This window comes from Pedobacter sp. KLB.chiD (assembly GCF_047040275.1).
Taxonomy (GTDB): domain Bacteria; phylum Bacteroidota; class Bacteroidia; order Sphingobacteriales; family Sphingobacteriaceae; genus Pedobacter.
The window spans coordinates 1,957,709-1,983,772 of sequence record NZ_CP178207.1 but is presented as its reverse complement, the minus strand read 5'-3'; the positions used below and the strand labels follow the sequence as shown (position 1 = coordinate 1,983,772).

26 protein-coding genes are annotated in these 26,064 nt (G+C 38.1%); 16 read left to right on the top strand and 10 right to left on the bottom strand.

Going from position 1 to position 26,064, the window contains the following annotated elements; translation table 11 throughout:
• Positions 1 to 20 precede the first annotated feature (20 nt).
• From ACK1I8_RS07955 to ACK1I8_RS07915, 9 genes are read left to right on the top strand one after another with little or no spacing between them, the layout of a single operon-like run.
• A complete protein-coding gene (locus ACK1I8_RS07955) occupies positions 21 to 1,094 on the top strand; it encodes a DUF932 domain-containing protein (RefSeq protein WP_412468801.1) in 1,074 nt (357 codons plus the stop codon).
• Between the two features lie 50 nt (positions 1,095 to 1,144).
• Positions 1,145 to 1,552, top strand: coding sequence for a hypothetical protein (locus ACK1I8_RS07950; protein ID WP_412468800.1), 408 nt, complete (start codon positions 1,145 to 1,147; stop codon positions 1,550 to 1,552).
• Positions 1,549 to 1,881 carry a penicillin-binding protein gene (locus ACK1I8_RS07945; protein WP_412468799.1) on the top strand — a complete coding sequence of 111 codons (333 nt, stop codon included), beginning with the start codon at positions 1,549 to 1,551 and terminating at the stop codon, positions 1,879 to 1,881. Before ACK1I8_RS07950 ends, ACK1I8_RS07945 begins: the two co-directional genes overlap by 4 nt.
• A gap of 5 nt (positions 1,882 to 1,886) precedes the next feature.
• Positions 1,887 to 2,252, top strand: coding sequence for a hypothetical protein (locus ACK1I8_RS07940; protein WP_412468798.1), 366 nt, complete (start codon positions 1,887 to 1,889; stop codon positions 2,250 to 2,252).
• Positions 2,239 to 2,802 (top strand): prtrc system protein e, encoded by a 564-nt coding sequence (locus tag ACK1I8_RS07935; protein ID WP_412468797.1) that lies wholly within the window; start codon positions 2,239 to 2,241, stop codon positions 2,800 to 2,802. The genes ACK1I8_RS07940 and ACK1I8_RS07935 overlap by 14 nt, the downstream gene beginning before the upstream one ends.
• A gap of 12 nt (positions 2,803 to 2,814) precedes the next feature.
• A complete protein-coding gene (locus ACK1I8_RS07930) occupies positions 2,815 to 3,033 on the top strand; it encodes a PRTRC system protein C (RefSeq protein ID WP_412468796.1) in 219 nt (72 codons plus the stop codon).
• A 14-nt stretch (positions 3,034 to 3,047) separates the two neighbouring features.
• A complete protein-coding gene (locus ACK1I8_RS07925; RefSeq protein WP_412468795.1) occupies positions 3,048 to 4,190 on the top strand; it encodes a hypothetical protein in 1,143 nt (380 codons plus the stop codon).
• Entirely contained in the window at positions 4,187 to 4,903 is a 717-nt protein-coding gene (locus ACK1I8_RS07920) for a PRTRC system protein B (RefSeq protein WP_412468794.1), read from the top strand. Before ACK1I8_RS07925 ends, ACK1I8_RS07920 begins: the two co-directional genes overlap by 4 nt.
• Complete coding sequence (locus tag ACK1I8_RS07915; RefSeq protein WP_412468793.1) at positions 4,900 to 5,694, top strand: PRTRC system ThiF family protein; 795 nt, start codon at positions 4,900 to 4,902, stop codon at positions 5,692 to 5,694. Before ACK1I8_RS07920 ends, ACK1I8_RS07915 begins: the two co-directional genes overlap by 4 nt.
• Before the next feature lie 398 nt (positions 5,695 to 6,092).
• On the opposite strand, the gene ACK1I8_RS07910 is transcribed toward ACK1I8_RS07915, so the two are convergent.
• The gene (locus ACK1I8_RS07910; protein WP_412468792.1) at positions 6,093 to 6,623 is read right to left on the bottom strand and encodes a DUF6705 family protein; all 531 of its coding nucleotides are present in this window, start codon (positions 6,621 to 6,623) and stop codon (positions 6,093 to 6,095) included.
• Between the two features lie 846 nt (positions 6,624 to 7,469).
• On the opposite strand from ACK1I8_RS07910, the gene ACK1I8_RS07905 reads away from it, so the two are divergent.
• Both ACK1I8_RS07905 and ACK1I8_RS07900 read left to right on the top strand, forming a co-directional pair.
• The gene (locus ACK1I8_RS07905; RefSeq protein ID WP_412468791.1) at positions 7,470 to 8,450 is read left to right on the top strand and encodes an amidohydrolase family protein; all 981 of its coding nucleotides are present in this window, start codon (positions 7,470 to 7,472) and stop codon (positions 8,448 to 8,450) included.
• A 125-nt stretch (positions 8,451 to 8,575) separates the two neighbouring features.
• Positions 8,576 to 9,496, top strand: coding sequence for a helix-turn-helix domain-containing protein (locus ACK1I8_RS07900; protein ID WP_412468790.1), 921 nt, complete (start codon positions 8,576 to 8,578; stop codon positions 9,494 to 9,496).
• 440 nt (positions 9,497 to 9,936) lie between these two features.
• On the opposite strand, the gene ACK1I8_RS07895 is transcribed toward ACK1I8_RS07900, so the two are convergent.
• The gene (locus tag ACK1I8_RS07895) at positions 9,937 to 10,233 is read right to left on the bottom strand and encodes a hypothetical protein (protein ID WP_412468789.1); all 297 of its coding nucleotides are present in this window, start codon (positions 10,231 to 10,233) and stop codon (positions 9,937 to 9,939) included.
• A 366-nt stretch (positions 10,234 to 10,599) separates the two neighbouring features.
• Between ACK1I8_RS07895 and ACK1I8_RS07890 the strand changes: the two genes are divergently transcribed.
• The 3 genes from ACK1I8_RS07890 (at position 10,600) to ACK1I8_RS07880 (ending at position 12,040) form a co-directional block, all read left to right on the top strand.
• The gene (locus tag ACK1I8_RS07890) at positions 10,600 to 10,998 is read left to right on the top strand and encodes a LytTR family transcriptional regulator DNA-binding domain-containing protein (RefSeq protein ID WP_412468788.1); all 399 of its coding nucleotides are present in this window, start codon (positions 10,600 to 10,602) and stop codon (positions 10,996 to 10,998) included.
• 267 nt (positions 10,999 to 11,265) lie between these two features.
• Complete coding sequence (locus ACK1I8_RS07885; protein WP_412468787.1) at positions 11,266 to 11,706, top strand: MauE/DoxX family redox-associated membrane protein; 441 nt, start codon at positions 11,266 to 11,268, stop codon at positions 11,704 to 11,706.
• Positions 11,707 to 11,785: 79 nt separating this feature from the next.
• Positions 11,786 to 12,040 (top strand): DUF6520 family protein, encoded by a 255-nt coding sequence (locus ACK1I8_RS07880; protein ID WP_412468786.1) that lies wholly within the window; start codon positions 11,786 to 11,788, stop codon positions 12,038 to 12,040.
• Positions 12,041 to 12,138: 98 nt separating this feature from the next.
• Here ACK1I8_RS07880 and ACK1I8_RS07875 read toward each other — a convergent pair whose 3' ends face one another.
• The 8 genes from ACK1I8_RS07875 to ACK1I8_RS07840 form a co-directional block, all read right to left on the bottom strand.
• Positions 12,139 to 13,641 carry a TlpA family protein disulfide reductase gene (locus tag ACK1I8_RS07875; protein WP_412468785.1) on the bottom strand — a complete coding sequence of 501 codons (1,503 nt, stop codon included), beginning with the start codon at positions 13,639 to 13,641 and terminating at the stop codon, positions 12,139 to 12,141.
• Positions 13,642 to 13,853: 212 nt separating this feature from the next.
• The gene (locus ACK1I8_RS07870) at positions 13,854 to 15,341 is read right to left on the bottom strand and encodes a TlpA family protein disulfide reductase (protein ID WP_412468784.1); all 1,488 of its coding nucleotides are present in this window, start codon (positions 15,339 to 15,341) and stop codon (positions 13,854 to 13,856) included.
• A complete protein-coding gene (locus ACK1I8_RS07865; RefSeq protein ID WP_412468783.1) occupies positions 15,341 to 16,732 on the bottom strand; it encodes a RagB/SusD family nutrient uptake outer membrane protein in 1,392 nt (463 codons plus the stop codon). The genes ACK1I8_RS07870 and ACK1I8_RS07865 overlap by 1 nt, the downstream gene beginning before the upstream one ends.
• 1 nt (position 16,733) lies before the next feature.
• Entirely contained in the window at positions 16,734 to 20,297 is a 3,564-nt protein-coding gene (locus ACK1I8_RS07860) for a SusC/RagA family TonB-linked outer membrane protein (RefSeq protein ID WP_412468782.1), read from the bottom strand.
• A gap of 178 nt (positions 20,298 to 20,475) precedes the next feature.
• Positions 20,476 to 21,651: a FecR family protein gene (locus ACK1I8_RS07855; RefSeq protein ID WP_412468781.1), complete on the bottom strand. Its 1,176-nt coding sequence runs from the start codon at positions 21,649 to 21,651 to the stop codon at positions 20,476 to 20,478.
• Between the two features lie 375 nt (positions 21,652 to 22,026).
• The gene (locus ACK1I8_RS07850) at positions 22,027 to 22,935 is read right to left on the bottom strand and encodes a helix-turn-helix domain-containing protein (protein WP_412468780.1); all 909 of its coding nucleotides are present in this window, start codon (positions 22,933 to 22,935) and stop codon (positions 22,027 to 22,029) included.
• Complete coding sequence (locus tag ACK1I8_RS07845; protein WP_412468779.1) at positions 22,922 to 23,902, bottom strand: NADP-dependent oxidoreductase; 981 nt, start codon at positions 23,900 to 23,902, stop codon at positions 22,922 to 22,924. Before ACK1I8_RS07845 ends, ACK1I8_RS07850 begins: the two co-directional genes overlap by 14 nt.
• Before the next feature lie 234 nt (positions 23,903 to 24,136).
• Positions 24,137 to 24,727 (bottom strand): RNA polymerase sigma factor, encoded by a 591-nt coding sequence (locus tag ACK1I8_RS07840; RefSeq protein WP_412468778.1) that lies wholly within the window; start codon positions 24,725 to 24,727, stop codon positions 24,137 to 24,139.
• A gap of 140 nt (positions 24,728 to 24,867) precedes the next feature.
• Here ACK1I8_RS07840 and ACK1I8_RS07835 point away from each other — a divergent pair, with 140 nt between their 5' ends.
• Together ACK1I8_RS07835 and ACK1I8_RS07830 are read left to right on the top strand one after the other, a co-directional pair.
• The gene (locus ACK1I8_RS07835; RefSeq protein ID WP_412468777.1) at positions 24,868 to 25,422 is read left to right on the top strand and encodes a DUF6252 family protein; all 555 of its coding nucleotides are present in this window, start codon (positions 24,868 to 24,870) and stop codon (positions 25,420 to 25,422) included.
• 81 nt (positions 25,423 to 25,503) lie between these two features.
• Entirely contained in the window at positions 25,504 to 26,052 is a 549-nt protein-coding gene (locus tag ACK1I8_RS07830; protein WP_412468776.1) for a DUF6252 family protein, read from the top strand.
• Positions 26,053 to 26,064: the final 12 nt, after the last annotated feature.

Sequence of the window (26,064 nt, the reverse complement as noted above, 5' to 3'; positions counted from 1 at the left end):
AAACTACAAATTTTAAAGTCATGGCACATAACATCAATAAAAACAGACAGACAGGCGAATATTCATTTTTTTCGGTAAAGAAAAAAGCATGGCACGGACTGGGCAGCATTGTTGACCATCACCCAACGAGCGAAGAAGCAATCAGGTATGCGGGACTGGATTACGAGGTTATCAAATCCCCACTTTTCACCCAGGGCAGGACAATAAGTATAGGCGACAGCGGTGAGCTGATCGAAGCTACCGACATTATGGTACCTAACTATTATGCCACAGTCCGTGCGGACAACAATACGCCACTGGGCGTAGTAGGGTCGGCATACGAAATTGTGCAAAACCGTGAAGCCTTCACCTTCTTTGATGCCATCGTAGGCGGTGGTGATGGGATTTTGTACGAGACAGCAGGGGCTTTAGGCAATGGAGAGCGTATTTTTATTACCGCCAAACTTCCGGATTATATCCGTGTCGGCAAGGGGGACGATGTAACCGAAAAATACCTTTTCCTCACCACCTCACACGATGGAAGCGGAAGTATCACAGCCGCATTTACACCTGTCCGTATCGTTTGCCAAAATACGCTCAACGCTGCACTGCACAACATGAGCAATGTAGTAAGGATCAAGCATACCGCAGGGGCAAACCAACGCCTAAAAGACGCCCATAAGATCATGGGCATGGCTAATATGATGAGCCAAAACCTTGAAGGTATTTTTAACAAATGGGCAAAGGTTCGCATCAACGACCACGAGGTAAAAAAGTTGATTCAAATGGCACTTGCGCCAAACAAGGAAACCCTTGATTATATCAAGAAAGGAGCAGATGACAAGCTTTCCACCGTATTTAAAAACACGGTAGATGATGCCTTTGCCTATGCCATGATGAGCGAAACACAACAGTTGGAAACAACAAAGGGTACTATTTACGGCGCATACAATGCAGTAACGGGCTACTTTCAGAATGTACGCAAATACACCGATCAAGAAGCCAAGCTAAAGAGCATCGTTTTGGGCGGTACCGCACAATTGAAATCGCAAAAGGCATTTGAGTTGTGTTCAGCTTATGCTTTGGATGGATCAGTCATTTTTAACCTTAACTAAAACAAACAGGCTACCGCCTGTAAAGGTGGTAGCCTTTTAAAATATAAAATATGAAAGCATTACAAAACATGGACAATCTGGACAAGGGGCTTTTACTTGCCAAACTATTTCCGGAGGAACTGAACAATATCGTGAAGGCTATCAAAGCCAAATGCGAATATTATCAAAACAATGAAATCGAAATCCGTGCGCAGTGGAACGAGAAAGGGTTTTGCACGGCTGATTATTGGTACAGCCTTGTAGCGCATGCACAAATTGCGATCGAAAAAAACCAAAGTACGATTTGGAAGCGACCAAGACGTTTTGCCGATCAGCTTTTTGATACCTACCGCTCCATTTTCCCAATTGCCTGCCTGATCGAGTATGCAGGGCAACAGCACTGTGACTATAACTTTAAACTGGCCATCAATCTACTTTTTGGCGATCGTAAGCTAGAAATATACAATCCAACGCCATGACACGATCAAATCTCCATATCACATTGAGCAACGGCAAAAAACTGATCTGCGTTGCCGATTCAAGCAGTACCCCGGAGCAGGGCTACATTGTAGAACACCTAATCAGGCCACTATTGGAACTTGGCGATCCCGCTCACGAAATTGAACTATTGGAGGAACATTGCACGATGCACGACAGACGTTGCAACGCTTGTTACCGCTACTATATTGATCTCCAAAATAAAACTGTGAAGCTATTTGAAGAAATTTTTAGTTATAAAACTGAACGGTTCAAGAGGGGTGCTGACCTTACCAAACGATATAATGAATACGTTGAACGCTTAAAATAACTCACATGGAAACAATCACTGACAGCACATTGGTAGACTGGCTATACAATCGCTTCGTTGAAGCGGTTCGGAACGATGATTATCGCAAGATTTTCATCTACGAAGACGTTTTGCACCAGATTAATAATCTTTTGCCATCGGGTAGAAAATACACAGCAATGAAAAAACGTGCCAAAGCTCATCTAAAGGAGATTTTGAAGGCTTCAAAAGGTGGCGCATTGAAAAAGCTTCACTACACGGGAGCCGAATTTACGGCAGATTTTAATCGCATTATTGAAGCATACGAGAAGGAACTACATAATACAGATTTCGACGAGGAGACAATTAACTATTTATTAAACATTAAAAAAGAAACTTATGGCAACGACTAATTTTTTTGGCCAGATCGCCCAACTCAAATTAAATGGCGACCTACAGATCATCATCAGCAAAGGAATTGACGATCAGCTTATCGTATCTACGATGTTGCAGAACGTCAACTGCGCGGACAGCGCAAGTGCCAATCTTCTACCGCTCATCATTAAAGGCACACCGCGGGAACTATGCGAACAATATTTTGAAAGGATCACTGCACCGATGCAATCCGTGTCCGGCTTATTGGATAACATGGACGCTTTCGTCAAGCAGGTTGAGGAAATGAAAAAACAATCGACAATGGAAAAGGCGAAGGCAGATCAGGAGAAGAAGGAAGCAGACGGAAAGGATAAGAAATACCACGAAGCGATGAAAAAGGCCGATACACTTATTCATGAAAAAAAATATAGGGATGCGTGGACGGTACTTTCAAAGCTTTCGGATTTTCCTCAATTCCGGGAACAGATCAGAGAAAAGCAGGAAATCTGCGAAAGGCAGTTTGCGCCAAATATTTTTTCACAGCCTGTACAAACGGAATCTGAAATGCAGATCAATGTCGAACCTTAAAAACTTCAAATCATGTTATTAGCAACACAACTAGAAAGGGTTTTTATATTTAAAGACAAAGGGCAGGATATAAAACTCACCGACCCCGAGCCGCACTGGACAGTACAGGCAGTGATGAACTTTTATGCCAATATTTATCCGATCCTGACAACGTGTAAAATATCAGGCCCAGTAATTAAGGAAGATCAGGTACAATACCGCTTCGAGAGCGTTATGGGAACAAAAGGTTAACAAATATTTACATCATGAATTATGCAGCAACATATCATCACCGAGCGGCTGAAGCAAAAGCAAATAGACTTGCACAATCAGTTGGGAAGCTTCGTCAATTGGATAAAAAAACCGAAAGATGCAAGCCAAATAAGAAAAGACAGGCAAAAGGCAGTCCCAGTGAACATGCTGCCAATGGTATTATAGGAATGCGGTTCAGCCCAAAACTTTGTGGAGCTACAATTGTAGAAACTCGCAAGAGGCCATTAGAGATAGAAAGGGATTTAAAGCAATCCCTTTCACAACTGGCCAGACATTACTCAATTGAATTGAAGCCATTGGAGGGTTATGATTTTCCATACAATATTGCAACAGCTTTAGCCAATCTCACGGAAAAAATAAACAACATTGAACATTGTGAAAGTATTCACATCATGCATGACCAAGGCAAGTCCTTTTTTGCAACATGTGAACGTTACAGCAACAATTGTACAATATATTATATCCCTGTTGTACCATTGTACTGGTTATATAGAGAACGTAAGGAAAATGCAGTTGTATTGTTTTCTGTTTTCGGCTACCTATACCAAATTGTCGATGTTCCATATTATCGGGATGAAAGTAGCTACCTGTTTTGGCAATACGATATGCTACAGGATTGGATATTCTTCGATGATGATGAGGAAACAGATTGCCGTGATGTATACAGTAAAGAGTTTAAAGTTGCTAAGTACGCAGGTGACCTGATCAAAAAGAAGATAACGAAGTCTGAGAACCTAACCTATTTTAAACAACGTATTGATGCGCTTATCCCTAAGAATGAATTTGACCTGCAATGCATGGAGGTAGCTAAGGAAGCGTATGCCTTATACTCTGACTTTCCGGCATCCAACATATACCGTAACCTGCCACCTGATCAGGACGAAGACCCCGATCTGATTTTGCGGATGGATCAATACATTTCCTTTTATTCGGATTCGGTAGGTCTTGTCAGTGATCAGCTGTGGGACACCATCAATTGCGAGTTTAATGAGTGCGGAGCAATCGAAGAACCAACGATCATAAATAAATTTAATGGCAAACACTGTACAAGTAATCTGGATTTTGAAAAGAGGGTGTTTTCCATGATCGATAAACTAACCTACTTACTTAACAATATCAAAAAATTATTACTATGAACGATATAACACAACATTTCGGAAAACTACACTACCCGTCATCTGCGTTGGTATTTTATCAGTCAAAAGACGAGATCAACAATACGTATGTAGAACATTTTGACTTTGACCATAATGGCAGGCCGAAAAATGCCCATCCACTTACGGAAAGTGAAGGTAGGCAGTTAGCAAAGGCACTAGTGACAGCCAAAGAGAGAGAAAATGGTTTTCTCAACTGTAAAGCTATTATCCCCGAAAAAGTGCTGAGGATAGATGCAGATAAAAAAGGTTGCTTGCTATGGTTTACCAAAGGCGAGCGAAGACAACTGTATTTTAGCCCTGGTCTTGAAATACAAAATGGAACAGCAAACGTGCCGGCAATGCTATGGCTAGCAACAAAGAAAGAACTTTCCGTTTTTGCTTTGGCCACCAACCACAGACCCACCGAAAACACTACTCTACTCCATGCACCCTTTTTCAATGTTTATGAGAATGGCAGCGTATGCATGGGAAGTGTCGATGTCGATATTAAAAGTTCAACCTCGACCGAGGAATTTATGCAATTATGGGAAAATTATTTCTTCAACAGCTATTTCAGCCACCTATTCGATGGTCACAATCCTGTAAAGGGAGATGCTGTACAGCTCTGGAAAGGTTTAATTGATACAGATGTGAAATTCCCAAAAGAACAACTTAAAAAAACAAGTTTTACCGTTAAACACCTTCTGTCATGAAAATTAAAGCCCATTTTACCGCGACCGAATTAGTGACTGCAACTAATCCTATTACTATTAATGTAATAGGCGCTGGTGGTACAGGTTCCAAAGTAATGACAGCATTGATGGAGATGAACCACAGTCTTTTAGAGTTGGAGCACCCCGGTTTGTCCGTAAGGCTGTGGGATGATGATGTAATTTCCCATGCAAATATTGGCAGACAGCGTTTTGCGGAATGCGAAATTGGCCTGCATAAATCAGTCGCACTCATTAACCGCATTAACCGATGGTCAGGCAATAACTGGAAGGCAGAACAAATAAGGTTTGAAAGGGATCAGTCCGATAATCTCCCTAATTTCGCAAGTGCTATGATTACCATTTCATGCGTGGACAATGTAAAGGCTCGTTTCGTTATCGCTGATATTCTTCATCAGTGTTGTTTGCAGTCTTATTATCATGACCGACCACGCTATTGGATGGATTTCGGGAACAGCCAATACACCGGGCAGGTCATCTTATCCACCGTAGGCGAGATTATACAACCAAAGTCGGAACGCTACGAGCCAGTAGCGCAACTACCTTTTGTAACCGAAGAATTTGGTGAGCTATTGAAGCAGTCAGAAGAGGTTGATAATACACCGAGTTGCAGTCTTGCTGAGGCATTGACAAAACAGGATTTATTTATCAATTCATCACTCGTACAGATGGGCTGTTCCCTTTTGTGGAACCTTTTCCGTAATGGGATGATAAAATACCGGGGCTTTTTTCATAACCTTCAAAATTTTAACACACAAGGCATTAGAATTTAGTTGGTTTTTTGCCGCTGCCTGGGAAATTCCCGGGCGGCCAAAAGACAACCTCGCCTTGCAGTTGAGGACGTCTGTTCGCGGTACAATAGGTGCAATCACTTTGTTTTTCCCAGCCTGATAGCCGCGCGCAACAAACAGATTGCGGGCTTTTTTATTTTTAGTAATTGTAGGTATCACCATACTGTCAAGTCTTTTGCTTTAATTAACCAAATTTTTCTATAAAAATTAAACGAATTTCAAATATTTGAAAACGTGGCTAAACAATTTTAATTGTAAAATCAGGTTTTAGTTGCCAAACCATATCAGTACCTACAAAATATGGGCATACCGATATGCCCATATTAAAATTAAAGTTAAACTGCAGAAGAATAGAATTAAAGATGTTTTGTTCTATAAGCCTATTCTTTTTCCCTTCTGAATATCATATTTGATGGAAATGTTCTTCCACTTTTTGTTGGCGTACCGCTTTTCAACACCTTGTCACGACCTAACACAATTTCAAGATTTCTATTGTCTTTTCTGATAATTTTAATATCGTAAAATTTGATTTTTGGTTCATCTACCAAAGTACCGCTTATAGTATCACTTTTTTGATCTAATCCAGCAAATATTGAATAAGCTTTATCTTTATAACTGGAGGCAAAGTTTTTAAGGTTGTCATATATTAGTTGGTTACCATGCTTAATAGAAACGTAACCTACAAGTGCATCGGCATGTATGTCGAGCCCATGTTGAATGGAAACATTTTCAACTTTCAATTTCATTCTGATAGTATCTGTTCCATTGATCGAAATCCAGCTACCTTTATACTTACTTAGGCTTGGATTAGATAGGTTGGAACCTTTCTTTGGTAAACCCTGGGCGAACGTAGCAGGTATATAGAATACTGCAAATGCTAGAAATAGGGCGGTGTTAAAAGAAATAAGCACAAAATTATTATTAAGTATACGCTATGGGTAAATTTAGTTTTCCTTATTAAAAAGAATACTGTTAAAATAGCTGTAGTAAATCCGATTGAGAAGGCACTGCTTTCAAAGTATACAGCAATTGCTAAACCCATAAACAGTATAATACAATCTGGTGAATAAGTATATACCGGTTTTAAAAAGTTTTCTCCTTTTCGGAATTTTATCATCGTGCAATTAAGTAAACTGATGCCATAAGTATCTGTTACTTACCTGGGTTACCATTTATCCTTAATTTTAAAGGTATGTATTTTCAAGCTGGTATTCTAGCTGATAGTCCCTCTTTACCTATATAGGTTCAAATACGTGCTATACAATCCCATTTCCTGTATAGATCGGTGTATTTATTTGATTAACAAATACAATAGGCTTGCAGGACAGTACATCGTTTTGCAGAAATAAGTGCAATCATTTTGTTTGCCACTCTCCTGTCCTATTCGCAATAAACAGCTTGTGGTTTGACGTATGTTTCTCATTTTATATGGGGAAAAAATCATTATGAATTTCTTTAAATAGAATGATAATTGTATAGTTTAACAAGTTGATAAGACCGAAGCTGTGCTTGCTACAATGAGTTTGACCGGTATAATACGGGGAACTGTAGCTGAAGAAATTAATATATTGTAGGTTTACCACTCCAATAGTGAGATAATCAGACCGAACATAGTCAATTTTCTGATCTCCAGGACGATCGCACTGGCGCTTAACAATAAACGGTGTTCATACCTTTTGGCTTGAAAAAAAAGAAAATTGGCTACATTTCTTTTTACAACCATCCTGATCTTTGTATTAACAAAATTCGACAGTTATATGAAATTAATTGCTATAGAAGAACATTTTTTGACAAAGAAAGTCAAAGATGCATGGGAAAAAAATGCAGACAAAGATGACCCAACCCATAAGCTGCACTTTGGTGAAATTGAAACTCGCCTTATGGACATGGGAAACGGAAGGCTTCAGTTGATGGACGAAACAGGTATTGATGTTCAGGTGCTCTCGCTAACCAGTCCTAGCCTTCATAATTTAGGGAGAGAAAGTATTAACTTAGCTATTGAAACTAACGATTTTGTTTCGGAAATTGTAAAGAAAACGCCTGACAGGTTCCATGGGCTTACAGCATTGCCCATCTTTTCACCAAAGGATGCAGTAAAAGAATTAGAACGATCCGTAAAAGATCTTGGAATGAAAGGCGTAATGCTATGCGGTCGAACCGGCGAGAAAAATTTAGATCATAAAGACTTCTGGGGATTATTTGAATGTGCAGAATCTCTTGGTGTTCCGCTATTTATTCATCCGCAGATTCCCCAAAAAGCAGTCAGAGATATTTATTATTCAGGTTTTGATGAATTGACCGATATTGCCTTCTCTACCTTTGGGCTGGGCTGGCATTATGAGGCAGGCATACAATTTATCAGGCTGATATTAGCTGGTGTTTTTGACCGTTTTCCTAATCTTCAAGTCATTCTTGGTCATTGGGGCGAAGTGATTTTATTTTACACAGAACGATTGGCTTCAATGAACAGAGCTACTAAACTTAATAAGCCATTTATTGATTATGTGCGTCAAAACCTATATGTGACGGCAAGTGGAATGTTCAGCCATTCGTATCTACAACGTACTATTGAAATTATTGGGACAGACCGCATCCTTTTTTCTGCAGACTACCCTTACCAATACCGCCCGGGGCGGGATGCCCGCAACTTTTTGGAAGCAACATCGCTCAGTCAGGAGAACAAAGAAAAATTTGCTTTTGCTAACTGGGAACGATTAATTAACACCAATGCAATATAACGCATAATTAAGAACGCAACACAGAATAGAAGAATAACTTCACTATAACAGTTGTTTAGCAAATTTGGGTAAACAATAACAAGACTTTTGGCATTTGGGAAGATAACAATGGTTAAATTTGTATTATGGAACATCGGCAGACACGAAGAATAAAATCGATCAGCGAATTTCATCGGTTAAGAGGCTTATCACAACCGGAACATCCGTTGATCAGCATTGTAAATTATGCCGAAATTCAACGACCCGCTGATATCTGTGAAACCAATTGGATATTTAATTTCTACCAGATATCTATCAAAAGAGGGATGAATGCCAAATTCAGGTATGGACAGCAGGAATATGATTTTGAGGATGGTGTTGCCTTTTTCACTTCACCCAATCAGGTTTTCAGGATCGAACCCGTCCCCAACCCTACAATTGAGCGTTCGGGTTGGATCTTACTGATTCACCCAGATTTCCTGTGGAATACAACGCTTATAAAAACGATTACACACTATGCCTTTTTTGGATATTCCGTAAACGAAGCATTATGGCTTTCAGAGAAAGAAGAAACCACAATCAATAGTATTATTAAAAACATCCGGGCAGAACTTCTTTCCAATATAGATAAATTCAGCAAGCAAATTATTGTATCACAAATTGAAAGTTTGCTAAGTTATTCAGAACGCTTTTACAATCGTCAGTTTATCACCAGGGAAAAGTCCAATCATCAAATCCTGGAACGCTTAGAAAAAGTATTGGCAGATTATTTTGACAACAGTGAACTGATGTTAAATGGCTTGCCGACAGTCGAATTCATTGCCGGCACACTGAATATATCAGCAAAATATTTAGGTAGCTTACTAAAAGCCTTAACAGGGCAAAGCACACAACAACATATACATGACAAGTTAATCGAAAAAGCCAAGGAAAAACTGTCAACTACTAATTTAACCATCAGTGAAATTGCCTATGAACTTGGTTTTGAACATCCGCAGTCCTTCAGCAAGTTGTTTAAAGCAAAGGCTAAGCTTTCACCGTTGAAATTCAGAACGTCATTTAAGTGATACCATCGATCATTGACCACTAATTTTTCTTGATAGCAGGCTATAAATAAAGCGTTTATTCGGGCGTTATTCATTCAACAATAACGAGTTTATAATACGCCGTCCAATATCTATCTGGAAATGATGTTGCAGAACATATTATCTTACGAAAGTAAGAGCTGTAATGACAGAATGACCTAAGTACCGAAGTATCAATTAATGAAACAATTCGCCAAATATTTGAATTTTGAGAAAATGATAAGTTAAAGAAAAAGATAATTCCTGCCTTCGGCGGAAACATCTTTTTCAAATAATAAGGCGCAAGAAAATTCAATCAGTTCTCACAGCTTCTTCCCTGGCATGAACAAATTGAATACTCTTGCAGATTTATTATGGTCTATGCCCAATATCCAGGCATATAGGAGTTAACTTTGATAAGATTTTTCGCCCTTACTTGTGATTTAGTTCATTTGCACACCTTGATCGTCTACTTCGGTAGCAAGATCAATTACATGATGAATCAAAAATGCTTCAATTAATGAAAGTGCATAATCTCGATTTATCGGGAGCATATCTGGCTTTAGGGCATCATTAATATAATCTTTTGGCCGCCACATTTTTCGCACTAATGCCGGATGTCTGGCTTCAATGGTGTCCAGTACATCATCAAATTTCTTATTAGCTACATTTATAAATTCGTCCAGAATCGCGCCAGTTAATGGCAGCGTAGTAATTTGGCCAGTATTTTCTTTACTCATAATTTAATTTCTTTTTTACTAATTTAACAACTTCCAAAAATTACTTAAGCTAAATTCTTTAAAAATTTTTCGCTGAAAAAACATTAACTATCCACCAATAGTTACATTGATTAAATACATCTTTAATGAGATAAAGATAATTCCTGCCCTTGATGGAAATTATCCATTTCAAGCATCTGTCGCAAGAAGATTCTATCTGTTCGCCAAAGCAGATACTGGAGCGAGAACATGATAGAATACCCTTGCCAACTTATTGCAGGTTCATATAACGAACCTGATTATTTTTAGAAATGTGGTGCCTACACCATAATTTCGTAAATTTATACAACTAATAACCACACGGATGTGTGCGGAAACTACTCAATCATGGAAACCAACCCCAATTTCAGTAGGAAGTTAGAAGTTTTACATCAGGGGCGGAGCGTTATATTTGATGCGCCCCTTGAAGTTTTATACTTCTATAGAGTTAGCCACCTTATATTCCTGGTTACTTTGGATGGGAATGAATACAGGATAAAGAAAACCTTATCTTCATTAGAAGAACAATTTGAAAATTTAAATTTCATGCAGATCAACCGCTCCGTAATTATAAATTTGAATTTCGTAGTTGATTATGAAGAGGGGCAAAAGCGTGACACCTTAGCACTCGTTTTTAAACACACTATAAACAATATTATATCGAAAACGGAAAAGGAGCGATTGATTGTAACCAAAGAGCATATTTCGGCTATTAAAAAATGGGCGAATAATAGAAATATAGAATAATTTTCTTGCTTTAATTACATCCTTAATGCTATTACGCGCACATGGAAAAAATTAAAATGCCCTATTTATGCGCCTTATACTACTTACCGCTTGCTATTACGCGTGCGTTTCCTATTAACCTCTTGCGTGGTAACTACTAAATATTTTACATTTGATGTGTTGATCGTTTCTGGTTTAGATAACCATGATCGCCGATCATATCTGCATGTTTACGGCCTGTTCAGTGCCGATAGCTTTCTCACTCTACATTAATCTAAAACTAATGCCATGAGCCACAAAACAATCATCACCGAGATTACGGTACTGCTACTGGTGGTTTTATTTCTCTACACTGGTTTAAGCAAGTTTATAGATTTTAAGGGCTTTACCAGAGATTTAAACAACCAACCATTCCCCAACAGTTTTACGCCGTTTTTGAGGTGGGCTGTACCATTAACAGAGATTGCAATTGTTGGCGCGCTGATCTATGATAAAACAAGATTGATCGGTCTTTACGCCTCCCTGGTATTGATGAGCCTGTTTACCATTTACACTGCTCTGGTACTACTCCACGTATTTGCCTATGTACCCTGTAGCTGCGGGGGCGTAATTAAGCATTTATCTTGGCCGCAACACCTCTTGTTTAATCTATTCTTTGTACTGATTACATCCATAGCCATTAAACAACAAAACAGTAAAAAACAACAAATGAGTATAGAAATACAATAAACGTTTCTGGCCAGAAACAAACAGGCGTAGCCGAAAACCTGTATTAGAGTAGGCAAACTAATTCCAAATTTTTATTATCATGAAAAATTTTAAATTGTTATTAGCAGGAGCGATTATCATCGCTGTAGGTAGTTCATTTGCAGCCAGCGAAAGTAGTGCTGCCGGAGAGTACGTTTTAGTTGATGGTGTTTATCAATTAAAAAGTGATCGGCCAGATACGGGTGCCTGCGAGCAGTCAAATGATATATGCGACTACACCAAAATCAATCCTAACGGGAACAATACCGATTCTCAGAATTTTCAGCCCTATCGTGCAGGAACTTGGGTAGAATAGAATAATTAATTTCAAGCAAATTGATATTAATAGAGAGGAAGATTAATGATCTTTTATAAAGACGGCAATTTCATAGTTGCCGTCTTTGCTCATAAAAATTATATTAAATCATTAAGGATTTTAATTAGCATATCTTCGTTTAGCTTTGTTGAAGGCCGTGGTGGGTTTCCATTGGCAATTTTACCGTCTTTATTAATAATGATAACTGTTGGATAAGAAACTACCCCATAATGCGTAATTATGGGATGTGTAGTTCCCAAACCGTTGGTATATAGATTAATACTATGGGGATGGGTATAAAGGTTTGTTTGAAGTGAAGCTTTCCACTCGTTGATGTCTTTATCAATACTGACAGATACGAAAGCAATTTTAGGGTTGCCCTGGTACTGTTTGTAAATATTCGCCATCTGTTGATTTAGCCACCGGCAACCGGTACAACCTGTAAAGAAAAAATCCATTACAACAACTTTACCTTTAAAATCACTTAGTTTAACAACATTTCCATTGCTATCCTGTAATGCGAAATCGTAGGCTTTAGCACCAGGCATCCTATTACCAAAAATGTTATTTAAAGCTTCCAGGCAATAATCTAATTTGACCAGCTTTAATATTTCATTTCTGAGCTTGGGCATATCAGGTCTCCTGTGATAGCTTGAAACCACATAAGCTGTTAATATTTTATCTCTTAAATTGCCTGAAAAATTGCTTTTTATGATTTCAAAACTATCGCCAAAATCTTGTTGATCTGGGCGGAACCGGAGCCGCTCGTGTAAATAATACTGATAACCATTGGATATTTCGAGAACATCGGGATCAAACTCGCTGAAATCTGCCAACGCTTTAAGATCGTAGAGCTTTTCAATTTCCTTTTTTTCGTTCAAAACAACATTTGGCGGCAAATCGGCTAAGGTTTTGTAAGCTCGAAATGCAAGGTCAACTTTATCGCGTTCGAAACGCCCCAGAAATTCAGCTTTAATCAATTGCAGTATTTTGTTCGAAATTTTGCCTTCGTACTTTTTAAGAATCGCAACCATCACCCTCTTTTTATTTGCTGACCTTTCTACGTTATCCTTTATCATTAATTTACGGCTTGAAAGCGAGGTATAATCAGGTTCTTTATTAGCAGCAAATAAAGCATTTAGCGAATCAGTCCTCCTATCCTCTATCACTTGGAGAACTTGCTCAATTTGGTAAATACATTGATATTTTTCAATCCCCCTGCCAGTAAATCTGGTGCCAAACTTCGTTATCCTAACGGTTACACTATCTCCTTTTCCAATTATGTAATTGGCCAAAATCGGTATAGCTGCTCCAAATTTATTTGTGTGTAAAAAGGTGGCAAAAATAAGGTCCTCATTTTTTTCAAAGACTATTTTAAACTTATTTGCTACACTATCTCCCACGATTATGTTTGGCTGTAGTACGCCATAAATACTAGTAGCCCACTGATGAGCAAAAAATGTCAATTTTACATTGTCAGTTGGAAGCGGATCATCATATGAAAACGTTACGTGAGCAGTTTGCCTTGCTTTTTTATCTTGAGCCTTTAGATTTAAGGCTATAATAATGAGCAGAAAAGTTTTAAAAATATTTTTTATCATTATCTTTCATTTTGGATTACTAATGGATTAAAATTGGTCTCATTTAAAGGGATAGGATATACGTATCTACTATCATTAGGAGGTAATGTATATTGCTGGCCATTGATTGTTCGGCTTAAAGTCTTAGCAAACCGGGGATCGCTATTCAGTCGCTTTAAATCTTCCCAGCGAATACTTCCATTAAAAGGCAGTTCCTTCTTTGCTCATAAAAATTACATTAGATCGTCCAGCATTTTAATTATCATGTTCTCATTTTCCTTCGTTGAGGGCCGTGGCGGGTTACCATTGGCAATTTTACCGGCTTTATTAATAATGATAACTGTTGGATAAGCAACTATCCCATAATGCGTAATTATGGGGTGTGTAGTTCCCAAACCATTGGTATATAGATTAGTACTATGGGGATGGGTATAAAGGTTTGTTTGAAGTGAAGCTTTCCACTCGTTGATGTCTTTATCAATACTAACAGATACGAAAGCAATTTTAGGGTTGCCCTGGTACTGTTTGTAAATGTTGGCCATCTCTTTATTTAATTGCCAGCAACCACCACAACCCGTAAAGAAAAAATCCATTACCACAACTTTACCTTTAAAATCACTTAGTTTAACAACATTTCCACTGCTATCCTGTAATGCGAAATCGTAGGCTTTAGCACCAGGCATCCTATTACCAAAAATGTTATTTAAAGCTTCCAGGCAATAATCTAATTTGACCAGCTTTAATGTTTCATTTCTAAGCTGGGGCATATCAGGTCTGCTATTATAGCTTAAAACCACATAAGCTGTTAATATTTTATCTCTTAAATTGCCTGAAAAATTGCTTTTTATAATTTCAAAGCCATCGCCAAAATCTTGTTGTTTTGGTCGGAACCGCAGAAGTTCATATAAATAATACTGATAGCCGTTGGATATTTCGAGAACATCAGGATCAAACTCGCTGAAATCTGCCAACACTTTAAGATCGTAGAGCTTTTCAATTTCCTTTTTTTCGTTCAAAACAACATTTGATGGCAAACCGGCTAAGCGTGCATGAGCATTAAATGCAATGCTAACAGTTTCGGTCTCGAAACGCCCTAAAAATTCAGCTTTGATTAATTGCAGTATTTTGTTTGAAATTTTGCCTTCGTACTTTTTAAGAATCGCAACCATCACCCTCTTTTTATTTGCAGATCTTTCTACATTATCCTTTAACATTAATTTATAACCTGAAAGGGAGGTATAATCAGGTTCTTTACCAGCAGCAAATAAAGCACCTAGAGAATCAATTCTCCTGTCCTCTATCACTTGAAGAGCTTGCTCAATTTGGTAAATACATTGATATTTTTCAATCCCCCTGCCACTAAATCTGGTGCCAAACTTCGTTATCCTAACGGTTACACTGTCTCCTTTTTCAATTATGTAATTGTTAAAAATCGGTGTACGTGCGCCAGAGAAGGTACCAAAAATAAATTCCTCATTGTTTTTAAATACAATTTCAAATTTGTTTGTTAAGCTATCTCCCACGATTATCTTTGGCTGTAGTATGCCGTTAATACTATTAGCCCAGTGGTGATCAAAAAATTTTAATTTCACCCTGTCTATCGGCAGGGTATCATCGTATGAAAACCTTAAGTAAGCAGTTTGTCTTGTTTTTGTATCTTGAGCCTTTACATTAAAGGCTATAATAATAAGCAGTAAAGTTTTAAAAATATATTTTATCATTATCTTTCATTTTGGATTATTAGTGGATTAAAATTGGTCTCATTTAAAGGGATAGGATACACGTACCTATTATCATTAGGAGGTAATGTATATTGCTGGCCATTGATTGTACGGCTTAAAGTCTTAGCAAACCTGGGATCGCTATTTAGTCGCTTTAAATCTTCCCAGCGAATACTTCCATTAAAAGGCAGTTCCTTTCTCCGTTCTGAAAGGATAATATTTAATGCATCGTTTTCATTGCTTGCCGTTTGATTAACATACCTTGACACACCATTATCTTTTTTCCATCGTTGTCTCAAAAGCGTATTGATATCGGCCATTGCCGATTGGTAATTCCCTAATCTTGCCAAACATTCAGCACGTATCAGATAAACCTCATTGGTTGTAAGCCCACAAAAAATTACTGTGCCAGCAGAATATCTTCCTCTAAAAGAACGGGTTGAATTTGCGTTGGTCCTGAAGAAAATGGTTTTTCTTAAATCATTAGCATCATACTGATTATAAAGTTCATCAACTACAAGTAAATTGGTTAGGGAATTAAAGGATAGTCCAACTGCGGTAGCATAAAATAAGATCTCAGTATTGTTATTAGATTGAAATGTGGGGAAAGGGTAAGTTAATGCAGCATTCAGCGTATTTAGATCAATCAAAGAACTATTGCTGCTTAACACTTGATCAGCATATTCTTTTGCTTTTGCATAATTGCCCATATTCAAATACACCTTGGCAAGAAGGCTTTGCGCCGCTGGCCTGGAAGGACGCGTTTTAAACAGTGGCACGTCATTTAAAATATGCTCAGCTAAAGTTAAATCGTTAATGATCTGGTCATAAACAGCCTGTACACTAGATCGCCCTACCACAATATTCACATCTGAACTCACTTTGAGTGGTAGACCCAAATCGGTTGAAGCTGTCTCTTTACTATACTGCTTGGCGTATATTTGAAGAAGGCTGTAGTAAGCAAAGGCCCTGAAAAATAACGCCTGCCCTTTTATATTGTTGAAGGATGCATTTGCTGAAATTTCAGCTTTTGCCAAGCCATCAAGAACTACGTTTGCATATTCAATAGTTTGATAGGGATATTGCCAATGTGCACCGCCATCCAAACTGTTTTCATAGATGTCTCGCGACCATTTGTAGGCATTTCTTTCATTAACCTGCCCCGCGGTTAATGCAGTGGCATCAAGGACAAATGAATTATCAGCTCCAACAATACCATTAGATGGATAATTGGTATTCATTACCGCATTATTATCTAACAAAGCCTGAAAGTCTTCCAATGTTGATGGGATAACATCTGATTTATTTGATTTGGCATCTAACCAGGCATCCTGCTTTTTACATCCCAGCATTACCTGCATGAGAAGGATAAAAATTATAATTTTTTTCATGTTATTTAAAAGTTGTTCTAATGCCTAAAGAAAATGTTCTTGGAAGCGGATAGGAATTGTAAGCCGCAAAGCTGTAATCACTCACATCGGGATCGAGCTTAAACTTGTTCGCGCGCCACAGAATGCCAACATTGTTTACATAACTATATATTTCAAGTGTGGCAAAAGGTAGTTGTTTCAATGCATTTTTGGTAAAACTATAAGCCAGTGTAATATCTTGGAGGCGAACATGATCTCCTTTTTCGACCAGGGTTTCTGAGCTTTGATAAAAGGTATTGCGATTATAATTAAAGTCATAAACAACTGACGGGATGTTGGTAATCAATTCATCTCCAGGTTTTTGCCATCGGGCAGTAAAGTCTGCATTTATACTGCCATTGGTTAGCACATCAGCATATACGAGTGGTGTAGATTTTCGCCTGAAGAAATAATTGAATTTGTAGGTCATATTGGCCGATAGGGTAAATCCCTTGTATGAAAACGTATTTCTGAACGAACCGAAGTTCATTGGTCTTGAAGAGCCGTGATAGGTGATATCATCAATTTTAGTGTTGTTAAGGATGCTGGTGTAATCTTTACTTACAACGCCATTTAAATAGCCCATAGGGTCTCCATTTTGGGGATCGAGACCAGCTGATTTAAAACTGTAAACGCCAAACAGGCTCTTTCCTTCGTTGATATACAGGCCGTACCTTGCTGGGCCACTAATGTTTGATCGATTGGCGGTTAAATATGATGAAGTGTATTTTGTATCGTAACTAATAACCCTGTCTTTATTGTAGCTGTATAAAAAATTTGTTGTCCATTTTAATTCCGCGTTTATATTAATAGTATTCAAAATTAAATCTAGTCCATTTGTTTGTACTGTGGCGGCATTTCCTTTGTAGCTTGTAAAGCCAGTTGAAGCGGGCAATAAGGCATCTTCAATCAAATCTTTTCCTAATTTGTCATAGAGTTCAATAGAACCACTCACCCGGTTCTTCTTTGATGCAAAATCTATTGCTAAATTTTTATTCCTGATCTTTTCCCACCTTAACTCAGCATTTGGTGCGCTGGTAATTGTTGCCGTTGGTAGTCCTGTTGCTGCACTAACATCGTAAATTGCTGTTAAATACGCCGATGCATTGTAAACATTTCCATTATAGCCGTAGGAAGCTCTAAATTTTAGATATGGTATAAGCGGAAAATTGTAGAAAGATTCCTTGCTGATATCATAAGCTAGCCCTGTTGACCATAAGGGGGTAATTTTATCATTGGTTTTAGCACCAAAAATATTTGCGCCATCTTTACGGCCGCTTAGCGAGAAGGTATACCTATCAAGAAATGTATATGCGCCGTTCGCATAATAGGACAGATATCTGTTCGTCCGACCAGTTACCGTCCCTAACGGCGAAGGTAGTACAATTGACCCCAATGCAGAAGGGTTAACAGGATACGCAACATTATAGTTCAGATTGGTAGCGGCGGTACCAAAATCATCATTGTAACCGTATAGAATTCGATTATTGCCTTCATTTACTATTTCCCGTATTTCTGTACCTGCAATTGCACTTACTGAATGTTTGTCTGAAAAATTTTTATTAAAATTTAGTTGAGTCCGGAAATTGTTTGAATTAAGATTTCGATCTGTTAAATACAGTATTCCACCCTTTGGAAAGGGATAAGTAAAAGATCCATTACTGGCACGTTGGCTATATAAATTTACATTATTCCTCGCTTCGTAACTATTGGGATCTCTATATCCCCGAATTTTCGCGTTTTCCTGCTCAAATTGGTACTGAATTTCTGCATTTAGGTAGCTGGTAAAGCTATAGCGTGCAGAACCTCTTAACAAAATATTGCTGAGTTGGGTTGTATTATCATTATACTCCTGTTCTTGCAGCGGTCTATATTTCCAATCCAAAAAACCTAATGCAGCTGTACTTTCTAAATAACTCGTACGCCTTCCATATGGCACTGCAAGCGGATTACCATTTTCATCCGCCAAGCTTACATAAGGATAAGGTGATGTATATTGGTAACCAACAGCATTTTTGCTTTTCGTATATATTACTGATGCAGTAAGTTCTAAGTTTTTTAGTGGACGGTAGGTGTTGGTACTATTGATGGTAAATCTATTATTGCCAGATCCGATCAGATTCTCCCTGTTATTGTCGTAACCTACAGAGAGAGCGTAAATAGATTTCTCAGAACCACCACTTAAACTCAGTGAATATTGTTGTCTTATACTCTTTTGATAAAAGTATTTAGCAGTCTCATCTCTGACGTCGACATTACGTAAATTGTTTATTTGCGCTAATATGTCGGTATTTGATGGATTTGCCTTTTGTTTGGACAGAAGTTCGACAACGGGCGATATCACAGGATAATAATTGACGTCAGTTAGATTTACATCGTACTGCCCTTTATTAAACAGGTATGTTTCTACATCAATAAAATCTGATGAATTAAGGTAATTGCGGGAATACTTTAAATCAGGATTCATGCCGGTTGTTACATTTGAATTGAAGTCAATTTTAAGCCCCTCTCTAAATCTTCCTTTCTTGGTTGTGATAACAATTACTCCATTTCCTGATCTTGCTCCCCATATTGACGCAGCAGCGGCATCTTTTAAGATTGTAATGCTCTCAATATCGTTCGGATTAATATTATTGATATCACCTTCGTAGGGAAAATTGTCTAAAACTACCAATGGGTCGGCACTAACTTTATCATCAATGGTCACCCGCCCCCTGATATTGATGCCAAGTTTTTCATTGGTGGGTGCTATACCTACAGGGCCAGCTATTTTGTTGAAAATTAAGCCGCTCGTTATACCATCTAAACGGTCTAATATATTTGTGCTTACTCTACGGTTTAGCAAAGTATTGTCAATCTGTACAAAAGAACCTGTTGCGCGTTCTTTCGGTATAGTTTGGTAGCCGGTGCTTACAACTGCTACATCACCAAGATCAGCAGTTGCCATCTTTAATTTTACCACAATATTATTGGTGGCTGTAAGCTCTTGTACCTGGTAGCCAACAAAGCTTATCTGCAATGCATCATTATTATTTACATCACTGAAACTGAATGACCCATCAATATTGGTTGTGGTAGTTTTATCGGTTCCTTTTATTTTTACGTTCGCACCTACCAATGGTTGGCCCTGTTCATCCTGTACACGGCCATTAATAGGGTTGGCTTTGGCTTTTTCCTGCCCGGCGGGGCGGGGCTTTTCTTTTATTACAATGGTTTTCGCAATAATCTGGTAGCTGTAATTTGTATTGGCAAACAGCTTATCAAGCACAGTTTTTATTGATAAACCGTCGGCTGTAATGCTTACTGGCCTGCTCTTGTCTAAAACAGTAGCGTCGTAAAAAGCCGTATACCCGGTTTGCTTTTCAATTGCTTTTATTACTTCACTAATGGGCTTATCTTTAACTTTAAGGTTTATACTGTTTTGGGCATGGCCGGATATAGCCGCAAGAAGCAATAAGAAGGTAATCAGTGGTACAGGCCGAAAAAACTTTGGTATGCACCAAAATTTACCTCTATACCTGGTTTGGTATTGATGGAAAATAAACATAAGTTTGGTTATGGTTTTTAGAGGAATATCATCCCTCTTTATTAGTTGATTGATTTGTTTGGCATTTCAGTCTCGGTAAACCACATCCCCCGGAGTATTGCTACAACAATGCTCCGGTTTTATTTAGATGTGGCTAATCATCATTAACTAAATTTTCAATTTCTACATAGGCAGCGGTTTAAGTTTTATTGGAATTAATTATAAGTGTAACCTGGTTATTTTCCTTGATCAGTTTGCCTTGAATATTACTGGCTTTTAAAATTTCTAATACTTCTGATAGTTTGGTGCTTCTGCTAAAACCACCATTAAAAAGTGCTTTTGCGGGTTTACCCTCGTATTTAATCTGCACATCGTACCATCTGGCTATTTCATCCATCACTTCTTCTAATGGCGCGTCTTTAAAATATGCTTTTCCGTTTTTCCATGCCAGTGCTGTTTCTAAATCAGCCGTTTCTATTGTGATTGTGCCGCCATTTGTGATAGCTTGTTGCCCTGGTTTCAGGTAGTTTGAACTTTGATCGGTTAAAACTTTAACAGACCCTTCAGCGAGTGTGGTAATCGCGCTGCCATCAGCTTTATATGTATTCACATTAAAGTGCGTACCTAGTACCTCAATTTTTTGAGCGTTACTATTTACAATAAAGGGATGCTTTTTATCTTTCGCCACTTCAAAGTAGGCTTCGCCGGCTACCCAGACAACTCTTTCCATTCGCTCAAGTTTGGTTGGAGCATACCTTAGAGTGGTAGCGGCGTTGAGCCATACTTTGGTGCCGTCTGGCAGCACAATACTATACGTTTCACCGTTGCCAGTGCTCAGCGTGTTCGAACTTTCAGTAGTGATTTCATCATTTTCAATGCTGTACTGAAGCTCGCCTTTTTTATTATCAATTGAAACATTTCCCTCATCAGCAATATGTCCAATATTATAATTCAGGCGAATTTTTTTTCCATTTGCCAGCGTTAGTGTTGCACCCCTGGTACCTGGGTTAACATCTTCTATTACAGCAACCGCATTGTGTTTTGCTTTATTTAAAATATAATAGGAGATCCCAAATACAATTGATAAAAGGATAATTGCCGCATAAGGTAAGTAACGGCGCAGCCACATCGTTTTTGGTTTTGCCGGTTGCAGCCTTTGCCGTAGGCGCTGTTGTACACTATCTACGGTATGCTGCAATTCTTTTTCCTGGTCAAAATAATGCTCTTCATACAAAGCATTAATAATAAGGTTGTGCAATTCTTCTCGACTGGTTTGTTCCCCAAAGTATTTTTGCAACTGGATAAATCCTTCCCTATCAATTCTATTATCGAGATATTCTGTAAATAATTGCCTAATGTTTGGGGTATTTTCCATAGCGTATTTTATTGTAATACGCTGATGGGTTAAAAACCAATAGCTCCAAAAACAAAAAAGAATTAAAATAATTTAAGCAACTGATAATCGGATCTAAATTATTTAAGAATGTTTTGACAGAACATGACGATAGCAAACGGAATGGCTTTATCGTAGTTGGCTTTGGTAATATGATCGCTTAATGCGGCTTCTGATATTTTTAAGAGGCGGCTTACTTCGGCATAACTTTTTTGTAAATTTTGCAGAGAACAATTTACCCTCTTCTCTGTTGGAATGCGGCTTTTTGCTGTCCGAAAAAAAATTTTGGTTGAGAAAAGACTACCCTTTAGAAAACTTTGGTTGGTCGAAACATACACCTTTAGGTATATCATGCCATCACTTAAAGGATTTTCTGTACTCTACAGGCGAAATATTATTTTTTGCCTTGAATAATTTACTGAAGGATTGTATGTGCTCAAAACCTAACAGGAATGAAATTTCACTAACGGATAGCTCGGTGGTTGTCAACATTTCTTTGGCTTTGGCAATCAATTTATTATGTATATACTGTTGGGTACTTTGTCCGCTTAGCATTTTAAGCATGCTTGTAAGATATTTAGGCGAGAGATTTAATTCATTGGCAACAAATGACACGCTTGGCAGTCCATTGTTAAATAAATCGCTGTTGTCAAAATAGTCCGCCAATAATTGATCAAGACGGTCTAGTAGCTGGTAATTTCTTTTTTCTCGTGTAATAAATTGCCGGTGATAAAATCTGTCGGCATAGCCAAGAAGACTTTCAATATGTGAGATAATGATTTGCTTGCTGAATTTATCAATATTAGACCTGTATTCCTGAAGGATGTTTTGCACGATTTGATGAATAATTAATTCTTCTTTTTCCGAAAGAAAAAGGGACTCATTTACTGAATATCCCCAAAAATCATAATTTCTAATAGTCTTGGCCAGCGTTGTATTCCAAAGAAAATCAGGATGAATATTTATTACCCATCCTGATCTTTCGACCGGTTTTGCCTCTTCTGTGAGGGCAACACTAAAAACCTGGTTCGGCGCGATAAAGAATAAAATCCCCTCATCGAAATCAAAAGAATTTTGTCCGTATTTTACACTGACGTTCTTCATACGTTTAATCGAAATAGAATAAAACTCCAAAATCATGGTAACTGGGGTTTCGTCGTCAATCAGTGGCACATCGCTCATATCCACTACACTAAATAGTGGGTGCAAAGGTTTAGGCAATTGTCTGAATTCATGGAATTCACTAAGAGTCTTAAAGCTTTTCACCTAGATTAATTTCTTTTATTTGCAGTATTAACTTGCCAGCAATATTCCCAGATTCACTTTTTCTATGGGCATCAGCGATTTTTTCCATCGGAAAAACTTCGTTAATAACCACGCTTACTTCCCCATTGTCAATTAGCCCGGCAATTTCCTCTAGCCATACCTGCCTAGGCTGATAAGCAGGAAATTCTCCCTTAGCCTGTTTGCTGTTAAGTGCCGAAAGTACCTGCTGATCGGCTGGAAAATCTACATTAACACTGACAAAGGTACCGCCAATTTTTAATACACTTATTGCTTTAAGCCGCTCGGAACTGTTACGCAGGGATGATGCCTCAACAACTACATCAATATCGCTTAAAAGTTCTTCAAAGTTTTGACTCATGTAGTCTATTACTTCATCTGCTCCCAGTTGTTTCAAATATTCCACGTTATCTGTTGAGGTTACACCAATTACATAAGCCCCTTTCGCTTTTGCAAATTGCACGGCAAAACTACCCACACCACCTGTAGCACCCTGAATCAGCACTCGTTGACCAGCCTTAACGCTTTCCTCTGCAAAAAGAGCGGTCCAAGCAGTCAGACTTACCAATGGAACCCCTGCTGCCTGAATAAAATTAAGGCTTTTTGGCTTAAGAGCAAACTGGCTGGCTTTACCTACACAATATTCTGCGTAACTTCCATCACCAGGAAAATTGGTGAGGCCATAAACTTGATCGCCTTTTTTGAAACGTGTCACTGCACTTCCAACTTCCACCACTATTCCTGCAGCATCCATTCCTAATATGATCGGAAGTTTAAGATATGGACGTAAAAACTCATTTCCGCCCCGCCTTACTATCCAGTCTGCGGGATTTATTCCACTGGCATAAACCTCAACTAAAATTTCATCTGAAGCTGGAACTGGTATAGGCGCCTCTTCAATCTGTAAAACTTCGGGTCCTCCAAAGCTATTGATTCTAATTACTTTCATAACTTTCATTTTGTGCTACAAAGTTATAATGTGTATACAGCAGGTAATTAGTTGTAATACGTTTTCTTTTAGCCAAAACGCCAATGAATTATTAGACCTCGTATTCGCGTCCATCAACTGATAGCAACTAGCTAAGGTCTTTGCATCCTAAGCTGGTGAGCACAGTCTTTTTATCTATTGACTGTATAATGGAGATACCCGCATTTTTTTAAAAAAAGTAGCTGTGCATGGCTATTACTCGAGAAGGTTGTGCCAAAATAAGTACACGACAAATGGAATAGCTTTGTCATAATTTGCCTTTAGGAATCTGTTGGCTTTGGTAATATGATCATTGACGGCCGCTTCTGATATTTCTAAGAGGCGGCTTACTTCGGCGTAGCTTTTGCCCTCTATTTTACACAATACAAATACCTTTTTGCGTTGCGGAGGTAACTGATCTATGTTCCGAAACAGTTCCTCATCAGCTGCAACCGCGCTACCTTCATCAAAGGGATGATAGATCTCGCTCAAACGGTTCCAAAGTTCCTCAGAAAGTTTTTGATCTTTAAACACTTTACGAAAATGATCGTTCACCAGGTTTGCAGCAATTGCAAAAATATAGGCTTCAAATTTTTTGTCTGTTTGTAAGGTACTGCGGTTTTGCCAAATCCTGATAAACAATTCTTGCAAAATATCTTCTACAGCATCCCACGATTTGAGCAACCTGTATAAGTTTGCTGCAATTCTTTTTTTATAGGTATGGTAAATAATTTCAAACGCCGCGTAATCTCCATGTTGTAACCGTAAAAGCAGTTCATCGAGATTATTATTTTGCTTGGCATTCATTACTTAAAGTTAAATAAAAAGCTTGGAATTTATTTTTTTTGAGATGTAATTATTTAACAATTGACAAGTTACATAACAAAAACTTAATATACACCAATCGGTGATATGTATTATTTTAGTAGCTCAAACCGGATCAGATCATGAAATTACAAAACTCCACTGTCATTTTATTGGTATGCCTCATCATCATCATAGGCCTATCGTGCAAGAAAAAAAGCGAAAATCCTATCGACGATTTACCGCCTGTTACTACATCCGGGGCCAACACTTTTGGATGTCTGGTTAACGGGGAACTATTTATTCCAAAGGTTAAGTCCGGGCCATTAGGTGCACTTCGGGCCAATTATGATGTATATAATTCAAGGCCATTTTTAAGTATAAGCGCTCGAAATAATCAGAATCCTGGCTCAAGTGATATTTTACTTTTTATTAATGCATCAAGTATCAAGCAAGGTGACAACTACTCATTGACAATGCGTAATCAAGATAACGAAAAATCGTATGGAATATACAATTATAGAGGCCCTAAAGAGTCTTATGGCACCGACTATAATACAAATGACCAGGTAACCGGAAATATAAAAATCACCTACTTTGATCAGTATGTTGTATCTGGAACCTTTTGGTTTGATGCTGTTAGTAATGCCGGGGAAAAAGTGGAAGTAAGGGAGGGAAGATTTGATATTAAATTTTAAAAAATCAGGAAGTTTCTATTTTAAAAATCAAACAGAGAGAAAGTACCAACTTTTATTTATCCTAACAAACCAAATCATACAATGAAATTACAATTCAACGCAGTTATTTTAATATGCCTTATAATTGCCGGCTTGGCTTGCAAGAAAAAAAGCGAAAATCCTATCGACGATTTACCGCCAGTTACTACAACCGGGGCCAACACTTTTGGATGTCTGGTTAACGGGGAATTGTTTGTTCCTAAGGTTAAATCCGGGCCTTTGGGCGCACTTCAGGTAAATTATGATGTAAATAATGGGCGATCGTATTTAAGTATAAGTGCTCGCAATAATGAAAACTCTGGCTCGCGGGATATTTTACTGCTGATTAGAGCTTCGGTAATTAAACAAGGCGAAAATTATTCACTTACAAAGCGTGACCAAAATAACGAAAAATCGTATGGAATCTATAACTCTAGAGGTCCAAAAGAGTCCTTTGGAACCTATTTTAATACAAATGACCAGGTAACGGGAAATATAAAAATCACCTACTTTGATCAGTATGTTGTATCTGGAACCTTTTGGTTTGATGCTATAAGTGATGGAGGAGAAAAAGTAGAAATAAGGGAGGGAAGATTTGATATTAAACTGTAAAAATTTTTAACC